Below are 17,841 nucleotides of genomic sequence, written 5' to 3'. Positions count from 1 at the left end.
TTGCGCGCCGCTGCCGCCCGAAACTTCGACGATCTCGAAACCGCCATCGCAAACATCTGCAATCTCTACGACCCAAAGGAATGCTGGAACTATTTCAAGGAAGCCGGATATGTGTCAGATTAATCGCACGGTGCTCTAGTCCGCAAACCAACAGAATCATAAGTCGCTGAAATCACACACCTCTTTTTGGAGCAGGCTCTGAGGCATTTCTTGGTCAGACTGGCAAAGTCATCGGACGAGAAGGGGCGCCACACGGACATCGGCTGTGGGTGCAAAAGCGGTCGTTAGGAATTAATTATCAAACGACCTCTGTTGGCCGAGGCTGTGTAAAAACGCTCTGATTTTCCATGCGTCGTGATCTGTTGCGGGCGTGTGATGTGATCAGGCGATTGCCCTTATCAGCGGACCGACCCCGAAGATGGCGATCATTCTCTTGAGGTTATAGGCGAGCACCTGAAGGCTCGTCTCGGTCTTCACGTTGGTCAGGGTCTTTGTGAGGAAGTGTGTCGCACCCATCCAGCTTTTTATGGTTCCGAACGGATGTTCGACGGTCCGCCTGCGGATTTTCATGGCGTCGGGCATGCGTTCAAGCCTCACCTGCATGGCGTCGAGCACGCCGTCATGCTTCCACCGCTTGATCTGTTTGAACCTGTAGGGTGTGCACCTCAGCTTCTGCGGACAAGCGCCGCAGGCATCGAGATTGCGACAACGCACCAGTTCGGGATCAGGCCCGCGGGTCGAGCGTACAGCTGCCTGGGTCAGGTATTGCCCGGCCGGGCTTGTGTAGCGATCATGTTCAGAGTCGTAGATGAAGTCCTGGATCGTAAAGACGCCGCGCGTTGCACCGCCGGACGTATCGCTCTTGGGCAAGATTGGCACAATGCCGCTGCCCTCGCAGGCCAACACCTGATCGCGGCTGTAATAGCCCCGGTCCGCCAGTACCGTGAGTGAGGTATGCCCACTCGCGTCGCGTGCTGCCTCGCCCATCGATGCAAGCTGAGCCCTGTCGCTACCGGTCGTGGTGACCTCATGCGCGAGGATCAGGTGATGCTCCGTGTCGACGGCGATCTGGACATTGTAGCCAACCACGTCAGTGCCTTTTCCGGCCGTGGACATGGCGCGGGCATCAGGATCGGTGAGTGACACCTGCGTGCCGGGTGTAGCCTCCAGCTGCTGCTCCATCGCCTTGAGATCCTCGATCCGGCGGCGCAGGCTCTCGATCTTTTCCCTGATGCGCGGCGTCCGTTCTTCAGCCACATCGCCGCCCTGCCGATCGGCGCGTTCCAGCGCCGTCAGATAGCGGGCGATGTGGGTTTCAGCCTGCTCGATGCGCCGGGCGACCTTGTTTGCGGTGAAGTTGTTATCGCGGCTGTTGACGGCCTTGAACTTGCTGCGATCCACGGCGATGATCGCCCGCGAGAACAGGCCCAGCTGGCGGCACAGTTCCACAAACTGCGCGCTCACCTTCTGGATCGCTGGCCCGTAGTCCTTGCGGAAGTTGGCGATCGTCTTGTGGTCAGGCCCAAGACGCCCCGTCAACCACATCAGCTCGACATTGCGGCCCGCCTCGCGCTCCAGTCGACGGCTTGATGCAATCCGATTGAGATAGCCGTAAATGTAGAGCTTCAGGAGAACAGACGGGTGGTAGCCAGGTCGCCCAGTCGCGCTTGGGTCAACCGCGACAAAGCCGAGCTCGCGAAGATCCAGCGCCTCTATATAGGCATCGACAACCCGAACCGGATTGTCCTCAGCGACAAAATCTTCAAGATGCGCCGGGAACAAACCGCCCTGATCACGCGCAACACCTTCCACAAACCGCTTCATCAATGCCTCCCGAAACAATATCGAAGAGCATGAACTGCTTCGGCGTTTTTACACAGCCTCGGCCCTAAATTGCCGGTCGTCTAGCGCCGTTTGAGCGGCAGGTTAGGAGAAATTTTGGATTCCACGAACTTCCTCGCGTAATCAAGATTCGCGTTTTCAGGGCGATTGGTCTCCGCGATGACCACAGCCGCCGAGTCCGCCATGGCCGCACGATGAAGTCGTAGGGAGTCTACATTCCCAGGGGCGCATCGAGGCGCTAAGTTCATCGACCTCGGCAGCAATGCCATATAACTGCGATCAGGCAACGAGCTGTAAGCTGAGCTTCTTGCCAACAGCTTCAGCCGCCTTTGCAAGCGTCGCGAGCTCCACGTGATCGTCTTTCGGATCGAGAAACCGATCTAGCTGGCTTCGGCTTGTGTTCATGCGCCTGGCCATTTCTACCTTGGTGATGGCGCTGGCTTTCATGGCTTCTTTGATCTGCCAGGCAAACACGCGAAGGAGCGCCACTTCCTGCACGTCCTCATAGATTTCTTTTTCTTTGAGGAAGTCGTCGAAACTGGAGCCGATCCCGGCTTTGGATTTTGTCTTGCTCATTGTCCGATCTCCTTCTTTCGATCCTTTGCGAGGTCCAAGTCTGCCTTCGGCGTCGCCTTTGTCTTCTTGATAAAGCCGTGAAGAAGGATCATGCGTCCATCCTCCACGCAGAACAGAACCCGCGCGATGCGGTTTCCGGGAAGGCTTGAGCGAACCTCGTGCAGGCCGCCTCCCATGGGCCGGCTGATTGGCATGCCTATCGGCCAACCATATTCAACTGTCTTGATATCGGCTCCGATGATCTTACGCTCATCTTCACCGACGTCGTCCTTCAGCCAGTCGCGCACAGGCTCATTGCCTGATGCGGTTTGAAAGAACACAACCTCGATATTCTTATCTGTGTCTGCCAACCAGCTTTGTCCTTCTCACTACATATGTACCTTTAGAGGTACACCGTCAAGGTGTTTGATTTATTCTCTATTGATTCGAGTCAGGCCGCCTGCGCTGACAGATGCGGCCCGTGTAAGGCTGGGTTGCTCTACCTCCAGCGAGTCTTGTCAGCGACTGTTCAGCTTCGCTCCGATAGCAGCCGTCCGATTTCGGGTGTCGTATGACCATCTTCGGCGATTTGCTGACATTGGAATTTGCTTGCGCCACCGTCCGCTATCGGGAGGATGCGGCACCTTCGCCCTAAATCACGCCCGCTTCGCGCCGGGCGTCTTTTGGCCAGCGGCGGTGTTGCCAGAACCACTGGCCGGGCTGGGCGCGCACGCAGGCTTCGAGGAAATCATTGATCCGCTTCACGGTCCGGAGGATGTCGGCCTCCGTGTCGCCGGTATCTTCGGGAATGAAGGGTTCGTGGATTTCCACCCGGAAACGGGCCGGGCCGGTGCGCACGGTCGAGACCGGCACGATCGGCACGCCGTATTTCAGCGCCAGCCGCGTCGGCCCCTGCGCCGTCATCGCGTCATGGCCGAAAAAGGGCGCGGCGACGCCCTCGCGGAATTTCTGGTCGTTCATCAGGGCGATCGGCGCGCCGCGTGCCAGCGCCCGCATCAGCTCGCGCGTGCCAATGCCCTTCGGCGCGGCGGTGCCCGTGCCATAATCGTGGCGCAGCTTGTTGATGCGCCGGTCGATGTGCGGATTGTTCAGGGCCCGGTAGGTCATCACCGCATGCGGGATGCGCTTGCAGATCGCCGCCGGCATGATTTCCCAATTGGCAAAATGGCCTGAAATGAACACGGCGCCCTTGCGGCTGGCATTGATCGCGTCGAGCCGCTCAACGCCGACCACGTCCACGCGCCCGCTTGTATAGGGGTCGATGGCGGGCAGGTGGGGCAGCTCGCCCGCCGTGCGCCCGGCGCTCTCCCAGGCCGCCAGCGCCGTGCGGTTGATCTTGTCTTCGCCCCAGTCCGGGAAGGCCAGCTTCAGGTTGTGCACCGTTGTCTTGTGCTGTGACAGGCGCGGGCCGATCTTGGTCATCACCCAGCCGCCAAAGTCGGACGCCTTGTCCGGCCCCAGCAGTTTCATCGGCCACCAATAGATAACGTCCCACGCAATCGTCTCCAGCCGCCACTGTATCCGCTGCCACAGCGAGGCTCGGTTATCGATATCCTTCGGGCGGACATAGGCGGGAGGCGTGTCGGTCATGTGTTCGCAGATGTGATAATCGGGGCAAGCAGCGCGTCGAGCGCGCCAGCATCTTCAAAGCGGGCCGCGACCGGAAAGGCAAGCACGCGCTGCTGTTCGGCCTGCGGCAGGCGCACATGGTCCTTCGTCGTCGTGATCAGGCGCGCGCCATGGCTTTCGGCCAGTCGGTGCAGGAATTTCAGTTCGCTGCCTGAATAGACATGATGGTCACCATAGCCGACCGCTTCGCGCAGGTCAGCCCCTGCCGCCGTCAGCGCATCGAAGAACTTGATCGGCCGTCCGATGCCCGCAAACGCCACCAGCGGCCCCCCCGGCACGGCGCCGGTCGGCGCTACCGAAGCGCGCAGCACCGGCACACCGGCCTGCAGCGCCGCGCCCGGCACATCGCCCGCACCCATCAGCACCACGCCGCCCGCGCGTGCCAGGCCATCGCTGACCGGTTCGCGCAGTGGGCCCTTGGGCAGCAGGTGCCCATTGCCGAACGGCGCGGCGGCATCGATCACGACGAGGGAGAGGTCCTTGTAGAGCGACGGGTTCTGGTGGCCGTCATCCATCACGATCACCTGCACGCCATCGGCCTGCATTTGGCGCGCGGCGGCCACTCGGTCGCGCCCGATCCAGCTCTCGCCGCTTGCGGCCAGCATCAGCGGCTCGTCGCCGACATCGGCGGCCGTATGTGTGCCCGGCTGCACCCTTATCACCCCCTTGGCACCGCCGCCGTACCCCCGCGACAGGGTCGCCGCGCGGACGCCCTGCGCCGTCAAAACACCCCGAATCGCCGCCACGACCGGTGTCTTGCCGACCCCGCCAACGGTCAGGTTTCCGACGCAGACGACCGGGATACCCACCCGGACAGGCACGGCGTTGTCGAGCTTGTTCTGCACGCCCAGCCGATAGGCAAAGGCCAGCGGCGAGAGCAGCAGGCGCGTCAGAGGCGCCGCCTCGCGTGAGCGCGGGTCCAGCCCTGCTGACCAGAAATGCGGCGCCTTCATTGCAGCAGTCCCGGTTCAGGGATCAGCGGCAACAGAGCCGCCAGCGTCTCGACCATCGGTGCATCCGCATGTTCCGCCAGCGCCTCCACAGCCGCCACCGACGGCGGCGCCGCATTCTGCAGGGCATCGGCCACGCCTGCTGCATCTGTTGCGGTCCTGATGAGGCCGCGCGCTTCGAGATCGGCCATCATGCTGGCGAAATTGAACACAAGCGGGCCGGTCACGACCGGCTTGGAAAACCGCACGGGCTCCAGCGGATTGTGCCCGCCGACACCCTCGGCATGCCCGCCGCCCAGATAGACCGCATCGGCCAGGCGCAGCCACAGGCCCATCTCGCCCATCGTATCGGCCAGCAGGACGCGCGTGCGTGTATTTGCGACCTGTCCCTTCGACCGGCGCGCATGCAGCAGGCCGCGCGCCTTGATCAGGGCTTCTACCTCGTCGCCGCGCTCCGGATGCCGGGGCGCAATGATGAGGGCCGTATCCGGCATGTCCGATACGGCATCGAGGAACAATGCCTCCTCGCCCGCATGCGTCGAGGCGGCGACGAGGCAGCGCCGCGTGCCGATAAATCCATCGCGTATCCGCGTAATTTCAAAGTCGCTTGCCTCCGGTCCCGGCAAGGCTGATTTGAGGTTTCCGGCGGAGCGGACATTATGCCCAAGCAGGCTGCCCAGCCGCTGGGCCGTGTCCGTGTCGGCCGCCAGCACCACGTCATAGGCGCCAACCAGTTTGCGGAACAGTTTGCGCACCCGGCGCCAGCCATCGGCGGAGCCTTGCGTCATGCGCGCGTTCACCAGCGCCCGTTTCGCGCCGCTGCGCCCGGCTTCGAAAATCAGGTTCGGCCAGATCTCGCCCTCGCCGAACACGCACAGGTCCGGTTGCCAGTGCCGGATGAAGCGCCGGGCAATCGCCGGAGTGTCCAGCGGCGCCATCAGGTGGATCGCAGTGTCCGGCAGGGCAGGGCCCAGCAGGCGCGCAGAGGTCAGCGTCTGGCTGGTGAACAGCAGCATCAGGTCAGGCCGCGCCGCGACCAGCCTGTGGCCCAGCTCGAGAAGCAGGCGGCTTTCCCCCACACTCGCGCCATGCAACCAGACCAGTCGGCCGGGCCGCCGGTTGGGCATACCCCGCGCCAGCCGCTCATTCATCCGACCGAAATCTTCCTTGCCCGCCCGCGCCCGCCGCCGCAGCAATCCAGGCAGGAAAGGCGATACGATCCGGGCAAACCCCCGGTAAAGGCGAAAGGCCGGCGTCATGTATGGGATGTCCCGGCGCTGGGCGGCGTCACGTCATAACCGGCCAGTATTTGTGCCCTGCGCGTTGCGGCATCAAGTCGGCCCTGCAACGCATCGCGCAAGTGTTCAGGCTTCGCATCGCGCGGGGTCTCCAGAATTTCGCCGAACACGATGGCGCCCTTGGTGAAAGGGAGGGGGATTATGAACTGGTCCCAGCTGCCGAGGCGTTTCGCAGGCTTGCTCGCCAGCGCATAAGGCAGGATAGGCGCGCCCGATCTCTGTGCAATCAGGATCGCGCCCAGGCTCACCTGTTCGTTCGGCCCGCGAGGGCCGTCAGGCGTAATGCAGACCGCCCCGCCTGATTTCAGCAATTTAACCGCCTCAACCACAGCGCGTGCACCGCCCTTGTCCTTGTTCGCCTTCTTCTTGTTTCCGGCTGAACCGCGGATCGTCCCAACGCCAAGGTGGCGCATGGCGCGCGCCACCGGTTCGCCATCGCCAGACATCGAGATCAGCATGGACACGTCTGCGGTCCGTCCGGGCCAGTGTCGTATCAGTTTTATCCAGCCCGCCGGTATCAGCATGATCTGGGAATGCCAGATCGCTACAACGATGCCAGGAAAGGAATCCCACGCGGCCCTGGCTTCAGGTTCGCCTTCGACGGTCCAGCGGACTGTACGCCCAATCAGGGCCATCCAGGCCCAAATCAGGAAACCCAGCAGGATCACAACAGGTCTGGATCGGAACAGGAACTTCATCGCGTCGCTTATACTTCGCTTTGCGCCATGCGCCACGGGTGCTGGCAACGACAACTGACAGGTTTGAGATGGTGGGCGATGCAAGGTTTGAACTTGCGACCCCTGCCGTGTGAAGGCAGTGCTCTACCACTGAGCTAATCGCCCCAGTTCCGGGAAGCGAGTCGATAATCCGATGCCCTCCGAACGTCAAGCAAGGAACACCGTGAACCCCATTATGCGGCAAACATCCGATAGAATGCCTATGCAAAAATGCAGCCCTGCATCCCTGCTGCCGCTGGTTTCGCATGTATAAGGCGGATTGCCTTATTTGCGCTGCCGTTCCATCATTCTCCCTCTCTCAAAGCTAAACCCTAGCTGTATTTGCTTATTTTTCGCGAGTTTGCAGGGTTTTTGCCCTCAATGAGGCGCGCTAACGGCCTGATGAATGGTTGTTCATAATGAACGGCTGTTCATACAGTATTGTTACGCGATTTTCATACGAGATTGCCCTTGAGAAACCCGTCAAACATAGTCATCTTCATGTCATAAACGATGAGCTGATGAGCAGTTCACGGTGTGGATTTAGAGAAGGACAGGCACTGGGGAAGTAATTCGCCAGTTTAAATAATAAGCCTGGAGAGAGAGAACATGAAAGACTGGTGTGACGAAGAGGGCGCAAAGCGCCTTTGCGAAAAGATTAACACGTATTGGGCCGAGCGTGGCTATGAAGTCGATGTCGACTTCGTTGATGCTGGCTTCGTGCCTGCGATGCGTAGTGCCCGCACGGATGTGCGCAGCAACATGGTAAACGGGATGCCCCGTCGCCGTGCAGCTGGCGAAGCGGGGGCAGCACGCCCCAGCTACCGTCCGAGATCAGAAGCGGTCGCTTAGCTCAATAGCGAAAGTATAGCTGAAACGAGTTCCGAATAGTTGCTGACAACTATGTCAGCCGCGATTTCTTCTTGAGTTTCAGATTCGTATCCAAATGGAACGAAAATGAAGGGCAGTCCGGCATTTCGGGCTGCCCTTTCGTCTGTCCGGCTGTCACCGACCATGATGGCGCGGGACCGGTCGCCGCCCGCGCGGTCAATTGTCAGCAGGATGTGATCGCCATGCGGCTTGCGCTCTGGCACGCTGTCGGCGCCGACAATCGCTGCGAATTTGCCTGACAGCTGCAATGTATCGAGCAATCTGTCGCTAGAGCTTTGGCGCTTGTTTGTGCAGACCGCCAGGGTTGCGCCGCCGGCTGCCAGCTGGTCCAGCGCCGCGACGGCATTTTCAAACGGTCGCGAACCGACGGCGATATTGGCTTCGTAATAGGCCAGGAACTGGTTGAACAGGCCATCCATCCGGTGCGATTCGGGTTCGACGCCCTGCGCCGCCATGCCTTTTATGATCATGGCCTTGGCGCCATGGCCGATCATCGTCGCGATGGTTTCGAGGGTGACCGGTTCCAACCCGGCTTCGACCAGGACATGGTTCAGCGCGCCCAGCAGGTCCGGCGCCGTATCGACCAAAGTCCCGTCGAGATCAAAAACAATCGTCCAGCCGTCAAACGCTCCACTCATGCCTGTATGAATTCCTCTCTCGCCACTCGCCTTGAATCGGCCTTTGGTCTAGGCGAAAGGTCTGGGGAAAGCGAGAGGGCCCGCCCGTGACGAATATCGCCAGAGACCGCGCTGCGATTATCCTTGCCGCTGGCAAGGGCACGCGCATGAAGTCCGACCTGCCAAAGGTCATGCATGCTGTCGGCGGTCGCCCCATGGTCGACTGGTCGATCGACCTTGCGCGCCGCGTCGGATGTTCCCGGATTGTCGTGATCGCACACCCGTCGCAAACCATGCTCATTGATCATGTTACCGCCCAGCTAGGCGAAGGGGCCATCGCGTTCCAGGACCCGCCTCAGGGCACGGGTCACGCCGTCAGGTGCGCCGAAAAGGCGCTGGACGGTTTCATCGGAGACCTCGTCGTACTCTATGGTGACAGCCCGCTCGTACCCGCCAGCGCCATTGAAGACCTCTACGCTGTGCTGGAGACCGGTGCATCGCTCGGCGTCCTCGGTTTCGAGGCCGCTGATCCGGGGCTGTATGGGCGCCTTATCCTCGCGGAAGATGGCAATCTCGATGCCATCGTTGAGGCGCGCGAGGCATCGCCGGAACAACTTGCCGTGCACCTGTGCAATTCGGGCGTCATGGCGGGGCGCGCCGAGACCATGTTTCGCCTGCTCGGCAAGGTGACCAACCAGAATGCCAAGGGTGAATACTACCTGACAGACCTTGTCGGCCTGGCCCGCGCTGAGGGCGCAATCTGCCGGGCGGTCCGATGCGGCGAAGACGATCTCATCGGCTGCGACAGCAAGGCGGATCTTGCCGAGGCCGAAGGCATCTTTCAGGTACAGCGCCGCATTGCTGCGATGGCCGCGGGTGTCACGCTCGTCGCGCCGGATACCGTCTTCTTTTCGCATGACACGGTGCTCGAAGCTGATGTCCTTGTGGAACCAAACGTGGTTTTCGGACCCGGCGTACATGTTCAGGGCGGCGCGCGAATCCGGGCGTTCAGTCATCTCGAAGGCGCCCAGGTGGCTTCGGGCTGTGAGATTGGCCCCTATGCCCGTCTTCGCCCTGGCACGGTGCTCGAGTCTGGCGTTCGCGTCGGCAATTTCGTCGAGACCAAGAACACGCACATGGGCGAAGGCGCCAAGGCGAACCACCTGGCTTACCTGGGCGATGGCCGCATCGGCGCGCAGGCGAATATCGGCGCAGGCACGATCTTCTGCAATTACGATGGCTTCATGAAATATGCGACCACGATCGGGCAGGGCGCTTTCATCGGCTCCAACTCGTCGCTGGTCGCGCCGGTGGACATTGGCAAGGGTGCCATTGTCGGTTCGGGCAGTGTCATCACGAAAGACGTCGAGCCCGATGCGCTCGCGGTGGCACGTGGCCAACTCGTCAAACGCGAAGGCTGGGCGATCAGCTTCCGTTCCCGAAAGAGCGCCGAAAAGGCCGCCCTCAAAAAGAAGGACTAGTTGCATATGGCGAACGAACACGAAAAGGAAAACGCGGCGCTGGCGGCGATGGAATATGTCGAGGACGGCATGACTATCGGTCTCGGCACCGGCTCGACGGCCAAGTATTTCGTCGAGATGCTGGCCGACGAAATTGCAGACGGATTGCTCGTTCGTTGTATCGAGACGAGCGAACAGACCCGCGACCTCGCGACGAGCCTCGGCGTGCCCCTGATCCCGTTCGAACAGGTCGACCGGATCCACCTCACCGTCGATGGCGCCGATGAGGTCGATGCGCATGGCAACTTGATAAAAGGGGGCGGTGCCGCGCTGCTTCGCGAGAAGATCATCGCCAGCGCGAGCGATCACATGGTGGTGATTGCTGACCCTTCCAAACAGGTCGAGCGGCTCGGCGCCTTTCCCTTGCCGGTCGAAGTCACTCCGTTCGGCTACACGATCACGGCGAAGACAGTCTTCGACGTTCTGTGCGCCGCCGGAATCGATCGGCCACGGGTCGAATTGCGCAAGCAGCCCGGCAGTATTGACTTGCTGGTCACTGATGGCGGCAACTATATCCTCGATTGCCATTGCGGCCGGATTCCGGATGCTGAAGCGCTGGCGGCGCGGTTGTCAAATGTGCCCGGCGTTGTCGAGCACGGCCTGTTCATCGACATCGCCCGTACGGTGATCATCGGGAATGAAAACGGCGCTACCGTGTTTGAATTCTAGGCTCAGGCCCTTACATCTCCCCAAGATTCAACGATTTGCCCGCATGCGCGCGTTACGGCGCGAAGATTGAGTTCGGGCAGCGGAAAAGGAACAATCGATGGCCGACAAGACATACGACTATGACCTCTTCGTTATCGGAGGCGGTTCTGGCGGCGTACGTGCCGCGCGGCTTGCCGCCCTTACGGGGGCAAAGGTCGCGGTTGCCGAGGAGTACCGGATGGGCGGGACCTGCGTCATCCGTGGCTGCGTCCCGAAGAAGTTCATGGTCTATGCCAGTGGCTACGGAAAGCACATCAAGCATGCCAAGAGCTATGGCTGGAGCGTCGGCGATGTCTCCTACGACCATGAAGTCTTCGCGACCGCGATGCATGCCGAAGTCGACCGCCTGTCGGGCATCTATCACCGCAATCTCGTCAATGCGGGTGTTGAAGTGTTCGAAGAGCGCGCCGAATTTGTCGACGCGACCACGTTGCGCCTCAAGACCAGTGGCAAGACGGTCACGGCCCGCAAGATCCTGATCGCCGTCGGCGGCCGCCCCTGGGTGCCGTCATCAGACGAACTGCCGGGCGTTGAGCATACGATCACCTCGAACGAGATTTTCGATCTCGAGACGCTGCCCAAACATCTCGTCATTGCAGGCGGCGGCTACATCGCCGTCGAGTTTGCTCATGTGTTTGCTGGCCTCGGTGTAAAAACCTGCCTTGTCTATCGCGGCGATACCGTGCTGCGCGGGTTTGACGAAGATGTCCGCACGGCGGTTCATGAGGGCCTGAAGGAGGCTGGCGTCCGCGTTATCACGCAAACCGTGTTCGAAAAGATCGAGGACACCGGCAACGGCGACCTGCCGTTACGCATCCAGCTCAAGAATGGCCATCACCTCGATGCCGACGTCATCATGATGGCGGTCGGGCGCCGGCCGACCACTGACACGCTGGGCTGCGAAGCCGCTGGTGTCGCGCTCGACAAGAACGGCGCTGTCATCGTCGACGAATGGTCGAGGACCAATGTGCCCAGCGTCTGGGCCGTTGGTGACGTGACCGACCGTGTTGCCCTGACCCCGGTCGCCATCCGCGAGGGCCATGCCTTTGCTGACACCGAGTTTTACGACAAGCCCTGGCATTTCGACCATACCGACATCCCGACAGCCGTATTCACTCAGCCGGAAGTCGGCACGGTGGGCATGACCGAAGCGGAAGCGCGCAAGGCGTTTGGAACCGTCGATATCTACAAAACCCGTTTTCGCCCGATGAAGAACATGTTGAACGGTGACGCGAACCGCGTGCTTATGAAACTGGTTGTGAAGGCCGATGATGAGCGCGTCTTGGGCGTTCATATCGTGGGCGATGACGCCGCTGAAATGATCCAGGCTGTCGGCATCGCGATCAAGATGGGCGCGACCAAACTGGACTTTGACCGGACCTGCGCGTTGCATCCGAGCGTCGCCGAAGAGCTCGTCACGATGCGTCAGAAATGGGTCCCCGAAGTCGCATCCTGACGGTCCCGGGCACCACAAGCCGCCCCCGTGGCAGAGCCCTGCCACGCCCTTGCCTCACCCCTCCAGCAGGGCCTGCAACTCCATCGCCACGGTCTTCAGGCTCTCGCGAATGGACTTCAGTCCGCCGCCTCTGCCGGAGTGGATCACCAGCTGGCGCCAGGGCGGTTCGCTGTCTTTTGGGGCCTTGACCACGAGGTGGCCGGAGCGGGGCAGGGCTGATTTCAGAAGGGCTTTCGACAGGGGAAACCCGGCTTTGGAATCGTACTGGCCATTGCGGGCATCGGCTTCAAACGTCGATTGTTCGCTGCGCCCGACAGCATTGAAGAGGACCGATAGCGCCGGGCGTTTTCCGGCCTCGACCTGTTCTGCAATCACCTGGTTCAGCAAGCGAACGCCCCTCAGCGAGTAAACGTCCGCATGCATGGGTGCCACCACCCGGTCTGCAGCCTCAAGCACACAACGCGTCAGGAAGGTCGCGTTCGGATTGGTGTCGAACACGATGAGATCATATTCGCTGCGATAGTGGTCCACCATCCGCAGGAACTGGGATTTGATCTTCTGGAGCGCGCCTGAATCATTCGCGAAAGCGTATTTCGAAATTTCGAACTGGCCTGATACGAGATCCAGCCGACCACCCGGACTGCCTGCGCCCATCAGGTCATGCATGAGGTCCGTCCGTGGCACGGCGGCGAAGGGTTCGGTCGACAGGGTCAGCCAGCTCTCTCCGGGGCTCACCACATCGCGCGAATGAAGTCGTGACCGCTCGAACAGCGAAATGACGGACCGGTCGGCGGCCGCGCTGGCGTCAGCGTGTTCCATATCGAAGAATGTCTGGGTCAGGTTGTACTGGGGATCCAGGTCGACCAGTAGCACCCGCCCGCCCAGCGCGCCCTGCCACGCGCCGAAGACCTGGCTCGTAACCGTGGTCTTCCCCACGCCGCCCTTCAGGTTCATTACCGCCAGTACCGGGCATTTTCGCTTGTAGGCCTTCTGCACCTCGTCCACGAGCTGCTCGGTGGCATCCGTAGAGGTCGATGACAGTTTCAGGTGAGGCTGCACCTCGTGCTTGAAAAAGCCGTTCAGCCGCGCCTTGTCGATCTGGAAGGGGATCAGGCGCAAATTGCGCGCCTTCGCCCGTTCCACATCCTGCCTGACGGATTTTGACCTGACTGCGCTGGCGGAGACCAGAACAATCATCGCGAACGCATCATCGATGGCCTGGTCGGCTTTTGGACGGTCTTCGGTATCGTTCGGCGCGTACCAGTCAGGTATCGCTGCCATCCGCAAAGCTTCGTGAATTTCGAGCAGGGCGTCGAGATCTTGTGATGAATGGCTGATATAGACGTGCGACATTCGGTTTGGACAGTCCTTCAGGCGGCGGATGTAACCCCGTTTCTAAAGGGCTTAGAGCTGATTCCGCCACCGTTGTGCTGTGAAATTGTGGTGAAACTTGAGCAAGCGCAGTCCATGTGATTTATGCTGCATTCGAACGGAGCACGATAACATGACCTGGACACCCTCAGATTGGCGGAAACTGCCTGCCAAGCACATCCCGTCGGACTACCCCGACACGGCTGCACTTGCTGCAGTTGAGACGCGCTTGAGGGGCTATCCACCGCTTGTGTTTGCTGGCGAGGCCCGACGCCTCAAACAGCGCCTTGCAGAAGTCGCTGCAGGCAAGGCTTTCCTGCTCCAGGGCGGCGATTGCGCTGAAAGCTTCAAGGAATTCCATCCGGACAATATCCGCGACACGTTCCGCGTCATCCTCCAGATGGCTGTGGTGCTGACATTCGCCGCGGCAAAACCGGTCGTGAAAGTGGGGCGCATAGCGGGTCAGTTCGCCAAGCCGCGCTCCGAGCCTATCGAGACCATTGATGGCGTCACGCTGCCATCCTATCGCGGCGACAATATCAACGGCATGGAATTCACGCCCGAGTCGCGTATCCCGGATCCGGAACGCCTGATGCAGGCCTACTCGCAGTCGGCTGCGACGCTCAACCTGCTTCGCGCGTTCAGCCAGGGTGGCTATGCAGACCTGTCCAACGTCCATCGCTGGATGCTCGGCTTCGTCGACCGCAGCCCGCAGGGCGAGCGTTACGAAGCGCTGGCCGACCAGATCACCAAGTCCATGGATTTCATGGCTGCTTGCGGCGTCACCTCGACCAGCGTGCCACAGATGGCGCAGGTGGAATTCTACACCAGCCACGAAGCGCTGCTTCTTGGCTACGAGGAAGCCATGACCCGCGTGGATTCAACATCCGGCGACTGGTACGACACGTCGGCCCACATGCTGTGGATCGGCCACCGTACGCGTCAGGTTGACCATGCCCATGTAAGCTTCTGCGCTGGCGTGAAAAACCCGATCGGCATCAAATGCGGCCCGGGCATGGAGACGGACGAACTCCTGCGCCTGATCGACACGCTGAACCCTACAGACGAGGCCGGGCGTATCACGCTGATCTCGCGCTTTGGTTCGGAAGGTGTCGAAAAGGGACTCCCGCCCTTGGCGCGCGCCATCAAGAAAAGCGGACGCACGGTGGTCTGGTCCTGCGATCCGATGCACGGCAACACGCTGAAAACCGAGAGCGGTTTCAAGACCCGCCCTGTGGACCGTATTCTCTCCGAAGTGCGTCAGTTCATTGACGTCCTGTCGACGGAAGGCTGTTATCCCGGCGGCGTCCATTTCGAGATGACTGGTCAGAATGTCACCGAGTGCATCGGTGGAGCTCAGGCGATCTCGGAAGGCGACCTGTCGTCTCGATACCACACTCACTGCGATCCTCGCTTGAATGGCGAACAGGCGCTTGAACTCGCGTTCATGATCGCCGAGAAGCTGCAGGGAATGAGCCGTGCGGAGACGAATGTCTCCCGCAAGGCCGGATAATCAGGGACGAAACAATCAATGGCTCGCGCAGGCTGGCCCGCCTGGGCGCGGGCCTCCGATATATCGGATTTGCTTCGGCTGTCCGTTCCAATCGCAATTACGCGAATGTCGATGATGCTGATGGGTATCACCGACGCGATCGTGCTCGGCCAGTATTCGCCAGGTGAACTGCCCTTTATCCTGAATTCATGGCTGCCAATGGGCGTGTCCATTGGCTTCGGCATGGGCTTGCTGCTTGGCACGCAGGTGCTGACATCGGAACTGCTTGGCGTCGGGCTCGCGCAAGAATCTGGGCGTATATTCCGGCGCGGATTCTGGGCGGCCCTTGGCTTGGGTGTGATTTTGACGGCGCTGGTCTTCTTCGGAGCCGAGCCGCTGTTTCACTGGATATTCGTCACGATCGCCCCTGTATCAGAAGCGGCTGACAGGCTGGACCCGCAAACCATCGCCTCTGAGACGGCGAAGGTGACGCGCATCCTTTCCAGCGGCCTGCTCGCCTTCATGGTCTCGCAGGTGTGCAGCTTTTATCTCGAATCCCTGCGCCGTCCCTTGCTGGTGACGGTCGTCATGTATTTTGGTGTTGTCATCAACCTTGTCCTCGACCTGGCGCTCGTGGGCGGCGTATGGGGTGGCGAGCCGATGGGCGCGGAGGGTGTGGCATGGGCCACGACAAGTTCGCGCTGGGCGCTGACAGTCGCGATGTTCATCCTTGTCGTGGCGCTGACGCCGGCCTTCCGGAAGTCCGTTGCCGGTCCGCTCGACGAAGCCCGCCGCCAGTTCCGCGTTGGCATCGGCACGGCCATCAGCAATGTCGCGGAGTGGGGTGGCTTCAACTTTACATTCATCATCGCGACGTGGATCAGCCTCGCCGCGAATTCGATCTATGGCTATGCGATCCAGATCATTGGTCTCTGCTTCATGTTCTATCTGGGCATCGGTTCAGCTACGAGCGTCCGCGTGGCCGAGGCCTTCGGGCGCGGCAATAATGACGAGATCCGGGATGCCGGTCGTCTCGGCGTTGCTGCCACAATCTTGATGGGCGTCATCCTCGGGATCGTGCTCGTCCTGTTCCACGGACCCATTTCACGTCTCCTGGTGCGGCCGGATGCGGTGCTGAACGGCATTGTCCTGGCCCCAGCCATCGCCAGCCTCCTGTTTATCGCAGCAGCGGCCTCTATCTTCGACGGGCTACAGGCAACCGCGTCAATGGCGTTGAGGGCACAGGAGATTGTCTGGTCGCCGAGCATCATTCACATCGGCTCATTCTTCTTCGTCATGATCCCCGCTTGCTACATGCTCGGCCTGGTCGCGGGCCGGGGCGCGCAGGGAATGATGGAAGGCGCGTTTATGGGAATGGCGATTGCCGGTGTGGGGCAGACATTGCTTCTGGAATGGAAAACGGCGCGCCTGCCGAGCAAGCGCGCCGTTTGAATTTTCAGGGCAGGCCTCCCGACGGGAGGCCGAAACCCTAGAGGTCTTTCAGAGCCGTGGCTGGTTTGAAAGCCAGGGATGTCTTTTCTGGGATCTTGATTTTGTCGCCAGTGGCCGGGTTACGGCCCTCACGTGCGTTGCGGGTTTTCGCCGCGAACGTGCCGAATCCGGCGATCGCGACTTGCTGACGGTTCTTCGCAGCACCAGCGATCGTGTCGAAAACAGCATCGACGGCCTTGCCGGCTTCGCTTTGCGAAAGGCCGGATTCGGCAGCAACTGCTTTGGTAAGTTCACCCTTGTTCATAGGGGTTCTCCTCTAAGTTAAACGGCGATCCCCCGCCGTTGCGCTGACATGCCCACGATTCGTTTTGCGTGAATATGTCGAAAGGCCAGTAAACACAGGCTATGCGCCGAGAATCCAGCCCTCTTCGGCCTGAATCTGCTCGATTTTTCCCTCGTCAAGCGATTTGCCTGTGGAAAACGTGGCTCCGAGCAGGCCCTTTTCGTCCAGTTGCGAATAATGACGGGCGATTTCGCGGACCTGAACTTCGTCCAGCGTCTCGCCTTTTTCCGCTTTCGCCTTGATCAGGGACGGGTAAATCTCGGCGATCACCACCTCCACGCCCTGCAGGTCGTCCTCGGTCAACTCACCGGTTCCGGTCTCGAAGGGCCAGATACGAGCGTTGGGCCAGGTCGCTCGCAGGGCATGGACGTGAGGGATGCCCGTCAGCGACTGGCTGCCGACGCTGCCGGTATAGGCAAGCTGCCAGACCGACTTCGGCTGGCCAAGTTTCTGGTGGCGCATATGCGATTCAACAATTCGGAATTCCGGCAATGGCTGGCCCGCAAAGTCCGGCTTCGTCGATGCCAGCGTCGAGACCACGTCCCGTGCAGGCGCGCCCCAGAATGGGCGGGGGCCTTTGGAGATGGCATAGTTCATTCCGGCTGCAATCGCGTAGCGCGCATTCGAATTGTCCGGCTTGTCCTTCAGTTTGCTAGCGAGGTGTGCATGCATCGCCGCCCAAGGGGCGTGTTTCGATACGTCCAGACCCAGCGCCTCGGCGGTGCCTGCGGGATATCCCAGCGAAAAGTCGAAACCCAGAAGCACACGGTCGCCGCGGCGTGTCAGCTTGGCGACCATGTCTTCCAGGAAGGCGCGCGCTTTCAGGCGCGTATCGATATTGACCGCCTTGAATTGCAGTTTCAGGCGGGCGTCCTTTGCCAGGATGCCAATCCAGATCGAGTTTGCACCGAGCGTCGGCTTGGCCGCCGCGCTCCAGTCCACCATGATATAGGCATCGAACAACCGCGCCATGCTGTGCG

The 17,841-nt window shown here is 60.8% G+C and carries 17 protein-coding genes and 1 tRNA gene; 6 read left to right on the top strand and 12 right to left on the bottom strand.

Annotated features, from left to right (window positions below; all coding sequences use genetic code 11):
- Positions 1 to 381: 381 nt before the first annotated feature.
- The 8 genes from ACESNB_RS09205 to ACESNB_RS09170 all read right to left on the bottom strand — a co-directional run bounded on the left by ACESNB_RS09205 (position 382) and on the right by ACESNB_RS09170 (position 7,137).
- Complete coding sequence (locus ACESNB_RS09205) at positions 382 to 1,824, bottom strand: IS1182 family transposase (protein WP_373006527.1); 1,443 nt, start codon at positions 1,822 to 1,824, stop codon at positions 382 to 384.
- A gap of 297 nt (positions 1,825 to 2,121) precedes the next feature.
- Positions 2,122 to 2,418, bottom strand: a complete 297-nt coding sequence (locus tag ACESNB_RS09200; protein ID WP_373006525.1) for a helix-turn-helix domain-containing protein — start codon at positions 2,416 to 2,418, stop codon at positions 2,122 to 2,124.
- Positions 2,415 to 2,768, bottom strand: coding sequence for a type II toxin-antitoxin system RelE/ParE family toxin (locus ACESNB_RS09195; RefSeq protein ID WP_373006523.1), 354 nt, complete (start codon positions 2,766 to 2,768; stop codon positions 2,415 to 2,417). Before ACESNB_RS09195 ends, ACESNB_RS09200 begins: the two co-directional genes overlap by 4 nt.
- A gap of 280 nt (positions 2,769 to 3,048) precedes the next feature.
- Entirely contained in the window at positions 3,049 to 4,008 is a 960-nt protein-coding gene (locus ACESNB_RS09190) for a lysophospholipid acyltransferase family protein (RefSeq protein WP_373006521.1), read from the bottom strand.
- Positions 4,005 to 5,000: a tetraacyldisaccharide 4'-kinase gene (lpxK, locus tag ACESNB_RS09185; RefSeq protein ID WP_373006519.1), complete on the bottom strand. Its 996-nt coding sequence runs from the start codon at positions 4,998 to 5,000 to the stop codon at positions 4,005 to 4,007. Before lpxK ends, ACESNB_RS09190 begins: the two co-directional genes overlap by 4 nt.
- A complete protein-coding gene (locus ACESNB_RS09180) occupies positions 4,997 to 6,256 on the bottom strand; it encodes a 3-deoxy-D-manno-octulosonic acid transferase (RefSeq protein WP_373006517.1) in 1,260 nt (419 codons plus the stop codon). The genes lpxK and ACESNB_RS09180 overlap by 4 nt, the downstream gene beginning before the upstream one ends.
- On the bottom strand, positions 6,253 to 6,993 hold the full coding sequence (locus ACESNB_RS09175; protein WP_373006515.1) for a lysophospholipid acyltransferase family protein: 741 nt from the start codon (positions 6,991 to 6,993) through the stop codon (positions 6,253 to 6,255). The genes ACESNB_RS09180 and ACESNB_RS09175 overlap by 4 nt, the downstream gene beginning before the upstream one ends.
- A gap of 69 nt (positions 6,994 to 7,062) precedes the next feature.
- Positions 7,063 to 7,137 (bottom strand) — tRNA-Val (locus tag ACESNB_RS09170).
- A 483-nt stretch (positions 7,138 to 7,620) separates the two neighbouring features.
- On the opposite strand from ACESNB_RS09170, the gene ACESNB_RS09165 reads away from it, so the two are divergent.
- Positions 7,621 to 7,863 carry a hypothetical protein gene (locus ACESNB_RS09165; protein ID WP_373006513.1) on the top strand — a complete coding sequence of 81 codons (243 nt, stop codon included), beginning with the start codon at positions 7,621 to 7,623 and terminating at the stop codon, positions 7,861 to 7,863.
- Here ACESNB_RS09165 and gph read toward each other — a convergent pair.
- Positions 7,860 to 8,540, bottom strand: coding sequence for a phosphoglycolate phosphatase (gene gph, locus ACESNB_RS09160; RefSeq protein WP_373006511.1), 681 nt, complete (start codon positions 8,538 to 8,540; stop codon positions 7,860 to 7,862). The genes ACESNB_RS09165 and gph overlap by 4 nt on opposite strands.
- Before the next feature lie 86 nt (positions 8,541 to 8,626).
- On the opposite strand from gph, the gene glmU reads away from it, so the two are divergent.
- The 3 genes from glmU to gor all read left to right on the top strand — a co-directional run bounded on the left by glmU (position 8,627) and on the right by gor (position 12,203).
- Positions 8,627 to 10,000 carry a bifunctional UDP-N-acetylglucosamine diphosphorylase/glucosamine-1-phosphate N-acetyltransferase GlmU gene (gene glmU, locus ACESNB_RS09155; RefSeq protein ID WP_373006509.1) on the top strand — a complete coding sequence of 458 codons (1,374 nt, stop codon included), beginning with the start codon at positions 8,627 to 8,629 and terminating at the stop codon, positions 9,998 to 10,000.
- 6 nt (positions 10,001 to 10,006) lie between these two features.
- On the top strand, positions 10,007 to 10,708 hold the full coding sequence (gene rpiA, locus ACESNB_RS09150; RefSeq protein ID WP_373006507.1) for a ribose-5-phosphate isomerase RpiA: 702 nt from the start codon (positions 10,007 to 10,009) through the stop codon (positions 10,706 to 10,708).
- 97 nt (positions 10,709 to 10,805) lie between these two features.
- On the top strand, positions 10,806 to 12,203 hold the full coding sequence (gor, locus tag ACESNB_RS09145) for a glutathione-disulfide reductase (protein ID WP_373006505.1): 1,398 nt from the start codon (positions 10,806 to 10,808) through the stop codon (positions 12,201 to 12,203).
- A gap of 54 nt (positions 12,204 to 12,257) precedes the next feature.
- On the opposite strand, the gene ACESNB_RS09140 is transcribed toward gor, so the two are convergent.
- Positions 12,258 to 13,556: an AAA family ATPase gene (locus ACESNB_RS09140; protein WP_373006503.1), complete on the bottom strand. Its 1,299-nt coding sequence runs from the start codon at positions 13,554 to 13,556 to the stop codon at positions 12,258 to 12,260.
- A gap of 151 nt (positions 13,557 to 13,707) precedes the next feature.
- On the opposite strand from ACESNB_RS09140, the gene ACESNB_RS09135 reads away from it, so the two are divergent.
- Both ACESNB_RS09135 and ACESNB_RS09130 read left to right on the top strand, forming a co-directional pair.
- A complete protein-coding gene (locus ACESNB_RS09135; RefSeq protein ID WP_373006501.1) occupies positions 13,708 to 15,087 on the top strand; it encodes a class II 3-deoxy-7-phosphoheptulonate synthase in 1,380 nt (459 codons plus the stop codon).
- An 18-nt stretch (positions 15,088 to 15,105) separates the two neighbouring features.
- Positions 15,106 to 16,518 carry an MATE family efflux transporter gene (locus ACESNB_RS09130; RefSeq protein ID WP_373006499.1) on the top strand — a complete coding sequence of 471 codons (1,413 nt, stop codon included), beginning with the start codon at positions 15,106 to 15,108 and terminating at the stop codon, positions 16,516 to 16,518.
- A 37-nt stretch (positions 16,519 to 16,555) separates the two neighbouring features.
- Here the strand turns inward: ACESNB_RS09130 and ACESNB_RS09125 are convergent, their stop codons facing one another.
- Together ACESNB_RS09125 and ACESNB_RS09120 are read right to left on the bottom strand one after the other, a co-directional pair.
- The gene (locus tag ACESNB_RS09125; protein ID WP_340693829.1) at positions 16,556 to 16,822 is read right to left on the bottom strand and encodes an HU family DNA-binding protein; all 267 of its coding nucleotides are present in this window, start codon (positions 16,820 to 16,822) and stop codon (positions 16,556 to 16,558) included.
- A 99-nt stretch (positions 16,823 to 16,921) separates the two neighbouring features.
- Positions 16,922 to 17,833: a hypothetical protein gene (locus tag ACESNB_RS09120; RefSeq protein ID WP_373006497.1), complete on the bottom strand. Its 912-nt coding sequence runs from the start codon at positions 17,831 to 17,833 to the stop codon at positions 16,922 to 16,924.
- Between the last annotated feature and the right edge of the window lie 8 nt (positions 17,834 to 17,841).

It is taken from the genome of Hyphomonas sp., assembly GCF_041689225.1.
Classification (GTDB): domain Bacteria; phylum Pseudomonadota; class Alphaproteobacteria; order Caulobacterales; family Hyphomonadaceae; genus Hyphomonas.
Note: the sequence above shows the minus strand (reverse complement) of the source record. Positions and strands in the feature narration are given on the sequence as shown.